Source organism: Chryseobacterium pyrolae (genome assembly GCF_025153485.1).
In the GTDB taxonomy this organism is placed as follows: Bacteria; Bacteroidota; Bacteroidia; order Flavobacteriales; family Weeksellaceae; genus Chryseobacterium; species Chryseobacterium antibioticum.
Genome location: NZ_JANZQH010000002.1, coordinates 47,147 through 58,765, shown reverse-complemented (window position 1 = coordinate 58,765; position 11,619 = coordinate 47,147). Strand labels below are relative to the sequence as shown.

Sequence of the window (11,619 nt, the reverse complement as noted above, 5' to 3'; positions counted from 1 at the left end):
GTGATTTTAACGACTCATTATTATGTTTTTGGGTTGATTTAACAGTTATTTGATAATTTTTAAAAAAATATTCATAATTAGCATTTTGAATATTTACCTTTGCTTTTTAAGATTTTTATAATGAAAGGCGTGTATTGGGTTCTCGTTTTTAATAGTGCGATCATCAACATTTGTTGATGACGAAATTATATTATAATATTAAAAAGATAAGCACAGTAATAATAAGTTTAAAAAAAGAAAAGTAATTTTATACCTCTTAATATTAAAAAAAGAAAAACTATATGAAAAAACAATTATTTTTGATGGGGATATTTCTTATTTCCAATGTTTTTTTAGCACAAACAAGCCGTCTTTGGAAGGAAGTGTCTCAAAAAAATACTTCGGAAATCTTTAAAAATAAGACCAGCATTCTTCACCCTAAAATTTATAATCTTGATTTTGATAATTTAAAGAATGTTTTAGCGAAAGCACCCAAAAGATTTACTGTTAAAGGAAAGTCTGATGTTATTGTTTCTTTCCCAAATTCTAATGGCAACCTTGAAAATTTCAAAGTAAGAGAAAACTCAAATTTCGATCCTGAATTAGCAGCAAAATATCCGGATATTAAATCTTATGTTGGTGTAGGTGAAGATGACCCTAGTTCTACTATTTACTTCAGTATTTCACCATTGGGATTATCTTCAATGGAGATTTATGGAAACAAATCAGCGGTTTTTATCGAGCCATATACAAAAGACCTTTCAACTTATGTTGTTTATAAAAAATCAGATAAAAAAGAGAGTTTAGATAAGTTTGAATGTACTGTGCTGGATGTTGCTCAAAAAGGTCTGGATAATTCTAATCTTGCGGCAAGACCAAATGCTGATGACGGAAAATTAAGAACTTTCAGATTAGCCTTATCTTGTACAGGTGAATATACAACCTATTTCGGAGGAACAGTAGCGGGTGCATTGGCAGCGATGAACAATACAATGACTCGTGTAAATGGGGTTTTTGAAAAAGATTTCTCTGCAAGAATGATCATTATTGCAAACAATAATGCTGTAATTTATACTGACGCAACTACAGATCCTTATTCTCCTTCAGCCCAAATGAATAACTGGAATGCTCAGTTACAGAATACTTTAACTGCGACGATTGGAGAAGCAAACTACGATATCGGCCATTTATTTGGAGCAACTGGTGGTGGTGGAAATGCTGGTTGTATTGGTTGCGTTTGTACAAATGGATCAAAAGGAAGTGGATATACTTCCCCGGCAAATGCTATTCCATCTGGTGATAGTTTTGATATTGATTATGTTGCCCATGAAATGGGGCATCAGTTTGGAGGGAATCATACATTTTCTCATAATATTGAATCAGCAGGGGTAAATATGGAGCCCGGTTCAGGATCTACAATTATGGGGTATGCAGGGATTACCAACCAGGATGTGCAACAACATTCAGATCCGTTTTTCCATGCTATAAGTATTCAGCAGATTACTGATAATATTAAAACAAAAACATGCCCGGTAGTTACAAATACCGGAAATACTATTCCTACAGCTAATGCAGGATTAGATTATATCATTCCCAAGGGCACTCCATTTATGCTTACAGGAACTGGCACTGACGGAGATGGAGATGCTCTAACCTATATTTGGGAGCAAATGGATAAAGCTGTTGCCGGACAAACCGGAGCAAATTCTGCGGCAACTGCAACAAAAGCTTCTGGTCCTACTTTCAGATCCTGGACTCCACAAACTACTCCTATCAGATATTTTCCAACAATGACTTCAGTATTAGCTGGAGCAACCACCACTCAAGGCTCGGCAATTCCTGTAGAAGCTTTATCAAATGTTGCCAGAACCTATAACTTCAGGTTTACAACCCGTGACAACAGAGCAGGAGGTTCTGGAAACAATTCTGATGATATGGTAGTTACAGTGAATGCAGCTGCAGGTCCGTTTACAGTAACTTCACAAAATACTACTGGGGTTGTTTGGACTGAAGGTCAGTCATATGCAATTACATGGGATGTTGCCAATACAACGGCAGCCCCTGTAAGCACCCCTAATGTAACAATCCTGTTATCAAAAGACGGCGGTCTTACGTTCCCAATTGTTTTGGTGGCAAGCACTCCTAATAATGGTTCTTATAATTATACGGTTCCGGGCGGGCTTGGAACAATTTCCAACAATGCCAGAATTATGGTGAAAGCGGTGAATAATGTATTTTTCAATGTCAATTCGAAAAATTTTACAATTAATTCATCAGTGGTAGTAATAACTCCCGGTCCAAATCCGGGGAATCCGGTAATCCCTACAAGAATCTACCAGGGGCTGATGATATATCCTGTGCCTTCCAATGATGGTTATGTTTATATTAAGGCAGATTTCCCTAGACAGGTTCCGTTGCGCCCTTACGTTCTTACTTACGAAATATTTTCAATGGATGGAAAACTGATTGTACCTAAAAAGACCAAATATATATTTGATCAGGATCTGCAACAGATTAACTTAAAACATTTACCTACCGAATCCTATATGATTCATGTTACTGTAGATGGAGAAAAGATTGTTAAGAAATTAATGATGATCCCTAAGTAGATCATCCAAATAGATTCAATAAAAAAACCGTTCAGATGAACGGTTTTTTGTTTTTTATGGATTTAATATTACTCATTATTAAATTCACTGATAAAATGCAGTTTCACATTCGGGAATTTTTCCTGTGTCATATGAATTGTGAATGATGAATCTGCCAGGAATACAAGCTGGTTGTACTTATCTCTTGCAAGGAATCTCTGTTTCAGTCTTGCAAATTCTTTAAACTCTTCAGATTTTTCATCAGCTTCTATCCAACATGCTTTATGCATAGAAAGTGGTTCGTAGGTACATTTTGCGCCATATTCATGCTCCAAACGGTATTGGATCACCTCATACTGAAGTGCTCCCACAGTTCCGATGATTTTTCTGTTATTCATTTCCATCGTGAATAGCTGGGCAACCCCTTCATCCATCAGCTGATCAATACCTTTTGCCAATTGCTTAGCTTTAAGAGGATCACTGTTGTTGATATAACGGAAATGTTCCGGCGAGAAGCTAGGAACTCCCTTGAAGCTTAATTTTTCACCCCCTGTCAATGTATCTCCGATTCTGAAACTTCCCGTATCATGAAGACCTACGATATCACCCGGGAAGCTTTCATCTACCACCTCCTTTTTATCAGCAAAGAATGCATTGGGTGAAGAGAATTTCATCTTTTTGTTTTCTCTTACCAGCAGATAATTTTCATTTCTTTTGAATGTTCCCGAAACAATTTTCACGAAAGCAAGCCTATCTCTGTGTTTTGGATCCATATTCGCATGGATTTTGAACACAAATCCGGTAAAATTACTTTCTTCAGGTTTTACAAGACGGGTGTCGCTTTCTTTAGGCTGAGGCATCGGTGCAATTTCAATAAATGCATCCAGTAGCTCACGGACTCCAAAATTATTTAAAGCCGAACCAAAGAAAACAGGCTGTAAATCACCTGCCATATATTCTTCACGACTGAATTCAGGATACACAGACTGTACAAGTTCCAGCTCATCTCTTAAGTTTTGAGCGGCTTTTTCTCCGATCACTTCATCTATTGAAGGATCATTGATATCGTCAAACTTAACAATTTCACCTACTTTCTGCTTCTTTTCTTCAAGGAAAAGCTGAATATTGTTTTCCCAGATATTATAGATTCCCTGGAAGTCACTTCCCATGCCGATTGGAATAGATAATGGAACTACTCTTAATCCTAATTTCTGCTCCACTTCATCCAAAAGATCAAAGGCATCTTTACCCTCACGGTCTAGTTTATTGATGAAAACAAGCATCGGGATATTTCTCATTCTGCACACCTTCACCAATTTTTCAGTCTGTTCCTCAACCCCTTTTGCAACGTCGATGACCACGATTACAGAGTCTACGGCTGTTAAAGTTCTATACGTATCTTCAGCGAAATCTTTGTGACCTGGCGTATCCAGGATGTTGATTTTATGGTCTTTATATTCAAAAGCCAATACGGAAGTCGCTACGGAGATCCCTCTCTGTCTTTCGATTTCCATAAAGTCGGAGGTAGCTCCTTTTTTTATTTTGTTGGACTTTACCGCACCGGCTTCCTGGATTGCACCCCCGAAAAGAAGTAATTTTTCTGTAAGGGTTGTTTTTCCGGCATCCGGGTGGGAAATGATCCCGAAAGTCTTTCTTTTTTGTATTTCTTTGATTAAGTCTGACATAGTGTATTTTGAAGTTGCAAAAATCGGGATTTTTTACGAGGTTTCAAATAATTTACGAGAATAAATGGTTGCGAGGTTGGAATACAGGCTACGAGATCTAGGATGCAGGATAAGAGGTGTAGGATATAAGGTGGAGACTTGGGATGTTTGAGGAATAGACTGATCCTGGATTCTATGCTTGGGAAGGGGCTTTCCGGGCTCGCTTTTATTAGGATTGAAATGGATGGAAGAAAATAAGTATTTCTTTTTTTTAGTTGCTTAAGGCTTTCAAAAAAATTATCTTTGTTTTTATAAAATTTTACAGAAATAGTATGGAAAATAGCAGGTATCCGAAGTTTACTTTCACCTGGATTGGTGGTCTTGTCTTGTTGGCAGGATTATTCATAGGAACAATGGCTGTTAATTTTTTCGGCAGTTTCTGGAAAATGGCTTTCAGAGAAAACCTCGAACTCAAAGACTGGTTTTTAATGTTGACCAATGCCGCAGGCTTTTTGACTGCTATTGCCTTTTTTGACTTTTTTATCGTAAGGCCCACAACAGGAAAGAAACTGAATTTCAACTTTTCACCAACGAATTTTTATACCTACCTCCTGATATTTCCTATGATGATCGGGATGATGTTTATTTCAGAATTTATCACCTCTCTTATTCCTATAACAGGGCCATTCTGGGGAAAATACTACGAATATTTCTCGCAGCTTATGGAGCAGCTTACCTTTGAACCGGTGATTATGATCATTATGACCGTGATTATGGCGCCTATTTTTGAAGAAATAATTTTCAGGGGAATTATTCAGAAAGGATTGGTGAATAAAGGAGTAGACCCCAGAAGAGCCATTTTTTATGCATCCATTATTTTCGGACTGGTTCATGGAAATCCGTGGCAGTTTGTAGGTGCGGTTTTGCTGGGCTGCGTACTGGGACTGGTTTATCATAAAACAAAGTCTCTGTTGCTTCCGATGTTGCTGCACGGATTCAATAACCTGTGTTCTTCATTGTTGGTAACCTATACCAAAAGTGAAAGTTTCGCAGATGCTTTCAAAATTTCAGAATGGATCATTCTGGCGGTAGGAATTGTACTTTTTTCTTTATTCTATTATCTTTTTACGAAAAAGTATAAAGTACATTATGCTGAAATATAGTTTTCAATGGCTAAGAAAATCGGAAACTTTTCAATTGAAGAAAATGAAGAAGCTGTTTCATTGCATTATACTCTTTCGAAAAAGGATTGGCTTGATTTTGTAATAAAGTTAGTAATGGCCATACTGACATTGTTAATAGGCTTCTTATTTTTTTATAAGCTGACTTCTAAAAGTATAATACTGGAAGTAGTTATAGGAATAGTATTTATTCTATTTGGTTGTATTTTTCTTATTGATGCTGTTTCCTTAATTATCAGAGTGAAAAGAAATATAGTCAGAGTTTTAAAAAAAGAAAACATACTTGTTCATAGAAAGACATTATTTACTTCTGATACTTATAAATTGCAAGATATTAAAGCATTTATTGTGTCTGGTAAAAATGAGCAGGCTTACTTTAATAGAAAATCGGTACGGAGGCTTTACGGAATAATTGAGTTACAGCTTAGTAATAATATTTTAAAACCTGTTTTGATAATCAATTCTAAAAGGGTTTTTCAGGATTCAGGTAATATCTCAATTGAATCTGAGATACAAAACGAAGCAAAAAATATAGTTAAAGAACTAAATAAAAGTATTAAAGCAAAGTATCAGTTTGAAAACTTTAAAATAGAAAATTTTTAAATAATGGAATTATTAGTTGCCACACACAACACACATAAGAAAGAAGAGATCCAGCAGATTCTGGGTGATGATTTTACGGTAAAAAGTCTCACAGATTATAATATTCATGAAGAGATTGTAGAGGATGGCGATTCTTTTAATGCCAATGCTCTGATCAAAGCAAAATATTGCTTTGAAAAAACTGGAATTCCGAGCTTAGGAGACGACAGCGGTCTTGCAGTTGAAGCCTTAGATGGCAGACCTGGAATTTTTTCAGCACGTTATGCAGGTGATCATGATTTTGCTAAAAACATGGAAAAGGTTTTAGGCGAATTAGACGGTGAAGAAAATAGAAAAGCATATTTCATTACAGTTTTATGCTATTATGACGAAAATGGAGCCCGATATTTCGAAGGAAGAGTTCATGGAAATATACTAACAGAAAATAAGGGGCATAAAGGGTTTGGATATGATCCTATCTTCGTGCCTGAAGGATATGACAGAACTTTTGCAGAAATGAATCCTGATGATAAAAACAAGATAAGCCACCGCAAACAGGCATTGGATCTGTTCCTTGATTTTTTGAAAGTAAAAGATTAATTGATATAACGTAAAAAGCCACTGGTTTTTAGAAAGCTTAAGCAATTCCATACAGCTTTTGCCCTTTTAAAAATCCTATGCTTTTCAGTATTTAAAATGAAATCTAAAATATATGTTTAGATTTTCTGTCGTACATTTGTTACAATAAACTATTGATTTGAGTACCTATTTAACGATACTTGGCTTTAATTCAGCTATTCCGACCATTAATTCTTCGCCAACAGCTCAGCTTTTGGAAATAGAAGAAAGACACTTTCTGATCGACTGTGGAGAAGGAACACAAGTGCAGCTGAGAAAAGCAAAAGCAAGATTTTCAAAGATCAATCATATCTTTATATCGCACCTGCACGGGGATCATTGTTTTGGCCTTCCGGGGCTTATTGCCTCTTTCCGTCTGCTTGGACGGGATATGCCTCTGCACGTCTACGGTCCCAAAGGGATCAAGAAAATGCTGGAAACCATCTTTAAGATTACAGAAACACACCGCGGATTTGAGGTGGTTTATCATGAGCTGGATAAAGATTATTCTGAAATGATCTATGAAGACAGCAGGGTAGAAGTATATACCATTCCCTTAGATCACAGAATATACTGTAACGGTTACCTTTTTAAAGAAAAACCGAAAGACAGACACTTGAACATGAAGGAAATAGCCAAGTACAGCGAAATAGAATCCTGTGATTATCACAATATAAAGGCCGGAAAAGATGTTGTGCTGAGCGATGGTTACGTTCTTAAAAATGAAGTACTGACTCTGGACCCGGCACCTCCCGTTTCCTATGCTTTCTGCAGCGATACCCGTTATCTCGAAAGTATACTCCCAATCATTAAAAATGTAACGGTTCTCTACCATGAATCCACATTCCTGCATGATCTGAAAGAAATGGCGGATTATACCGGACATTCAACCGCTTTGGAAGCTGCAACGATTGCCCAAAAAGCAGAAGTAGGAAAACTTATTCTGGGACATTTTTCGAATCGATATGCAGACCTTACTGTATTTACGGATGAAGCCAGAAATGTTTTTCCCAATAGCTACCTACCGAAAGCTTTGGAAAGCGTAAAAATTGAAAACCTGTATGCTTAATTTTGAAGAATTAAAAAGCTTTTTGAACGAAAAAGCAGATCAATACAACAGTCCGGACTTCATTGAAGATGACCCAATACAGATCCCCCATCGCTTTACTTTAAAACAGGATATAGAGATTGCCGGTTTTCTGGCGGCCACTATTTCGTGGGGAAACCGGAAGTCAATCATCAAGTCTGCTGATAAGATGCTGGATGTCATGGGAAATTCTCCTTACGATTTTGTACTGAATTATTCCGAAAAAGATTTGGAAATTCTTCAGGACAAAAGTATCCACAGAACTTTTAACGGCCAGGATTTTGCTTACTTCATCAGGCAGTTCAATAAGGTGTACAAAGAAAATGAAAGTCTGGAAAATTTATTTACCGTAAAAGATAAGGAAACCAATTTTTTTCATGCTATTGAAAGATTCAGGAACAACTTTTTGGAAGTTGAGAAACACAGAAGTCATAAACACATCAGTTCGCCTTACAAAAACTCTTCATCCAAAAGGATTATTATGTTCTTGCGATGGATGGTACGAAAAGACAAACATGGCGTAGATTTTGGTATTTGGGAAAATATAGACCAGAAACATTTATCGATTCCTCTGGATGTACATACAGGGAATATTTCGAGAAAGCTCGGCCTGGTTTCCAGAACGCAGAATGACTGGAAAACCGTAGAGGAACTGGATGCAGCCATTAGAAAATTTGACGAGAATGATCCGGCTAAATATGATTTTGCACTATTTGGACTCGGAGTGACCAAAGAACTCTTATAACACAGGAAAGGATGAAAAAAGAAAACGAAAAAACAGAAGTCTTAGAAAAAATAGCAAACGGTATTACGTGGTGGGTAGGTTCTATTCCTTCACTTATCGTTCATACATTATTCTTTATTACATCATTTCTTTTGCCCATGCTCAATCTTGTTGAGTTTGACAAAATGCTTCTGATTCTTACCACTGTTGTTTCGCTGGAAGCCATTTATCTTGCTATTTTCATTCAGATGTCCGTGAATAAAAGTCATGAGAAAATTGAAGATATCCAGGAAGATATCGAGGAGATCAGTGAAGATATTGAAGACATTCAGGAAGATATCGAAGAGATTAGTGAGGACATTGAAGAGATCAATGAAGATATTGAAGATATTCAGGAAGATATCGAAGAAATTAACGAGGATGAAGATGACGAAGATAACAATGAAAGAGCTAAGAATGTGATACTTAAAAGCAATGTGAACTCCAATAAAAATGAGATTAAAGCACTAAAAGATATTATCAGCCAGCTCCAGACAGAAATAGAGCAGCTGAAAAAAGAATAATGGAAAAGACTAGATAATTGAATGATTATCGTAATAATATAAAAACAGATCGGTACGAATGAACCGATCTGTTTTTTTTGCCGTTTTTTAAGTTCAAAATGTAACTCTACTATTTTTGTGGAATATTTAATTATAAAATATATTTATTATGAATATGGGTGGTAAATTATTTCAATGTGGTTGAAGAAGATGGTTTTTAATGATATTTTTGCTACATTTGAACAAACAATTATAAAATGTTAGGTTATAGACTGAATAATTACTTTTTAGTTACCATGTTTCTATTGGCTTCTGTTTCTGCATTTTCCCAGAAAGTGAATAGAAAGCCGCAGCTCGAAAAGTTTAGCATCCAGAGTAAAAAAGCAGGTGCATTTATTGATGTAAATGTACCTACGTATGCACCTTCCGCGTTCACCATAGATCAGCTGGTAAAAAATGTACTGATTTCCGGAGGATCTGTCTGCGCAGCCCCCAATGTGAGCAATGTAACCATATCACCCAATCAGCTCCCAACAGATACAGAAAGAGCATGGGGATATTTTCATAAAGGAACTACTAATTTTCCTTTTACTGACGGAGTTGTGCTTGTTTCCGGTAAAGCAAGAAGAGCTGGGAATGGATTGGAAGCATCCACATTAAGCGATATTGTTCCTGGAGCCGGGATGAATGATCCTGATCTGGTAGCGGCTATCAACCCTCCGGGTAACCTTAAAGACGTGGTGTCTTTAGAATTTGATTTCGTTCCAAACAGCAATCAGGTTAAATTTAATTACTTATTCGCTTCAGAAGAGTATACAAGTGGATTCCCGTGTGGTGATTTTGCAGACGGTTTTGCGCTCCTTCTGAAAAAAGTAGGGGACCCAACCTATGAAAATTTAGCAATTCTTCCCAACGGAGCAGGACCGGTAAGTGTTCTTAATATTGTACCACCGGGAGTAGGGTGTGATGGGGAAACCATTAATGAGCAGTACTTCGGTGGATTAAATACCCTGAATGTCGAAACTAATTTTATAGGAAGAACCATTCCTCTTACGGCAGTAGCTACAGTTGTTCCCGGCCAGACCTATCATTTTAAAATGGTGATGGCAGATGCGGTGGATAATAGTTATGATTCTGCAGTTTTTTTGCAGGGTGGATCATTTGACATCGGAATGACCATCGTTGACAGTAACGGAAATCCCCTGGGAGCAACTTTGAATATGTGTGATAATACACCACAGACTTTAAAAGCTCAGGTATCTGCCGTTCCTGGAATGACCTATAAATGGTATAAGGATGGAGTATTTATCCCTTTTGCAACAAATGCGATATATATAGCCAATTCACCGGGAGTATATGAAGTGAAAACGTTTGTAGGCGGAACAGAATGTCAGAAAGCCAGCATTACCATCATAGGGGGAACTTCTCCTGTTGTTCAAAATGCAACACTGAAACTCTGTGCTACTCCTACTTTGAATACGTTTAATTTGGAAACTGCAAAACCGCAGATAAGTACAACAGCTGGAGCTGTCTTCCGTTTTTATGCAAATCAGGCTGATGCGCAGGCGCAAAATAACAGCTTCATTACAAACACCACCAATTATAATGGTACAGACGGACAGGTTATATATGTATTAGTTTCAAACGGAGCATTCTGTAGTAAGATTGTAACGCTGACCTTAAGGAGAGAAGAAACTCCCGTTGCTCAGCTTAATGCACCGAGATTGAGAATCTGTGAAGGAGAATCTCTTATATTAACGGCTTCCGGCGGGGTAACCTATCAGTGGGGAGATACTTCCAGCACCGCAGGAGTTAGAACGGTAAGCCCGACTCAGACGACTACTTATACAGTATATGCGATCGGAGCACAAGGATGCAGATCTCTGCAACCTGCAACCATTACGATTGATGTAGTACCAGCTATTGTGTCTTCATTGAAAGGAGGACAGATCTGTGAAGGGGATATGATCCTTTTAGATGCCGGATCCGGTCCCGGGTATACTTACCAATGGAATACAGGCGAGACTACCCAGGCGATTACTGTAGGAACTCCGGGCGAATATACCGTAATGATAGGCAATGGAGTATGTTTCAAAGAATTTAAGACCCAGGTCATACGTGCCGGAATACCTCAGATTATAAAAGTTGACTATAACAATAATGGAACTATGGTTCTTACGGCAAGCAATCCTAGTAACGGAACATTGGAATATTCTGTAGACAATGGATTTACATGGCAGACTTCCAATGTATTTGCGAATGTTCCTAAAAATACGGTCATATCAATCCGTGTTAAAGTAAAGAACACCAGCTGCGTAGGATTTCTGGAATATTTTACGTTTGTCATGAAGAATGTAATCACGCCAAACGGAGATAATGTTAATGATATTATTGATTTTAGCGGAGTAAGCAGTTATAAAGACTTCAAAGGTCTTGTTTTTGACCGCTACGGAAGAGAGGTATTCAAAGCCGGAAAAACCAGACCGTATTGGGATGGCTTTTTCCAGGGAAAACGTTTGCCAACCTCATCTTACTGGTATCAGGTCACTTATCAGGATCCTGCCAGTAAAGAGACAGCCGTGAAAACAGGGTGGATTCTTCTTAAAAACCTCGAATAATCTTTTGATGTAATATACAGAAGGGCCGGCATAATT

The 11,619-nt window shown here is 37.4% G+C and carries 9 protein-coding genes; 8 read left to right on the top strand and 1 reads right to left on the bottom strand.

All coding sequences use genetic code 11. The features are described 5' to 3' along the window. Positions 1 to 281 precede the first annotated feature (281 nt). Positions 282 to 2,588, top strand: a complete 2,307-nt coding sequence (locus NZD88_RS03635) for a reprolysin-like metallopeptidase (protein WP_259827522.1) — start codon at positions 282 to 284, stop codon at positions 2,586 to 2,588. A 68-nt stretch (positions 2,589 to 2,656) separates the two neighbouring features. On the opposite strand, the gene NZD88_RS03630 is transcribed toward NZD88_RS03635, so the two are convergent. Next, complete coding sequence (locus tag NZD88_RS03630; RefSeq protein WP_259827521.1) at positions 2,657 to 4,252, bottom strand: peptide chain release factor 3; 1,596 nt, start codon at positions 4,250 to 4,252, stop codon at positions 2,657 to 2,659. Between the two features lie 311 nt (positions 4,253 to 4,563). Here NZD88_RS03630 and NZD88_RS03625 point away from each other — a divergent pair, with 311 nt between their 5' ends. The 7 genes from NZD88_RS03625 (at position 4,564) to NZD88_RS03595 (ending at position 11,583) form a co-directional block, all read left to right on the top strand. Continuing rightward, positions 4,564 to 5,394, top strand: coding sequence for a CPBP family intramembrane glutamic endopeptidase (locus NZD88_RS03625; protein ID WP_259827519.1), 831 nt, complete (start codon positions 4,564 to 4,566; stop codon positions 5,392 to 5,394). Positions 5,395 to 5,400: 6 nt separating this feature from the next. Beyond that, positions 5,401 to 6,015, top strand: coding sequence for a hypothetical protein (locus NZD88_RS03620; protein ID WP_259827517.1), 615 nt, complete (start codon positions 5,401 to 5,403; stop codon positions 6,013 to 6,015). 3 nt (positions 6,016 to 6,018) lie between these two features. Further along, the gene (rdgB, locus tag NZD88_RS03615; RefSeq protein ID WP_259827516.1) at positions 6,019 to 6,594 is read left to right on the top strand and encodes an RdgB/HAM1 family non-canonical purine NTP pyrophosphatase; all 576 of its coding nucleotides are present in this window, start codon (positions 6,019 to 6,021) and stop codon (positions 6,592 to 6,594) included. A gap of 157 nt (positions 6,595 to 6,751) precedes the next feature. Then, the gene (locus NZD88_RS03610; protein ID WP_169236000.1) at positions 6,752 to 7,681 is read left to right on the top strand and encodes a ribonuclease Z; all 930 of its coding nucleotides are present in this window, start codon (positions 6,752 to 6,754) and stop codon (positions 7,679 to 7,681) included. Beyond that, positions 7,674 to 8,444, top strand: coding sequence for a TIGR02757 family protein (locus NZD88_RS03605; protein ID WP_259827515.1), 771 nt, complete (start codon positions 7,674 to 7,676; stop codon positions 8,442 to 8,444). The genes NZD88_RS03610 and NZD88_RS03605 overlap by 8 nt, the downstream gene beginning before the upstream one ends. An 11-nt stretch (positions 8,445 to 8,455) precedes the next feature. Continuing rightward, positions 8,456 to 8,986: a DUF1003 domain-containing protein gene (locus NZD88_RS03600; protein ID WP_169235998.1), complete on the top strand. Its 531-nt coding sequence runs from the start codon at positions 8,456 to 8,458 to the stop codon at positions 8,984 to 8,986. Between the two features lie 236 nt (positions 8,987 to 9,222). Beyond that, on the top strand, positions 9,223 to 11,583 hold the full coding sequence (locus NZD88_RS03595) for a choice-of-anchor L domain-containing protein (RefSeq protein ID WP_259827512.1): 2,361 nt from the start codon (positions 9,223 to 9,225) through the stop codon (positions 11,581 to 11,583). The last annotated feature ends 36 nt before the right edge of the window (positions 11,584 to 11,619 follow it).

Bases quoted from the DNA above. Each gene is read 5' to 3' on its own strand.
- NZD88_RS03635 (WP_259827522.1), top strand. From the start codon at position 282: ATGAAAAAACAATTATTTTTGATGGGGATATTTCTTATTTCCAATGTT.
- NZD88_RS03630 (WP_259827521.1), bottom strand. From the start codon at position 4,252: ATGTCAGACTTAATCAAAGAAATACAAAAAAGAAAGACTTTCGGGATC.
- NZD88_RS03625 (WP_259827519.1), top strand. From the start codon at position 4,564: ATGGAAAATAGCAGGTATCCGAAGTTTACTTTCACCTGGATTGGTGGT.
- NZD88_RS03620 (WP_259827517.1), top strand. From the start codon at position 5,401: ATGGCTAAGAAAATCGGAAACTTTTCAATTGAAGAAAATGAAGAAGCT.
- rdgB (WP_259827516.1), top strand. From the start codon at position 6,019: ATGGAATTATTAGTTGCCACACACAACACACATAAGAAAGAAGAGATC.
- NZD88_RS03605 (WP_259827515.1), top strand. From the start codon at position 7,674: ATGCTTAATTTTGAAGAATTAAAAAGCTTTTTGAACGAAAAAGCAGAT.
- NZD88_RS03600 (WP_169235998.1), top strand. From the start codon at position 8,456: ATGAAAAAAGAAAACGAAAAAACAGAAGTCTTAGAAAAAATAGCAAAC.
- NZD88_RS03595 (WP_259827512.1), top strand. From the start codon at position 9,223: ATGTTAGGTTATAGACTGAATAATTACTTTTTAGTTACCATGTTTCTA.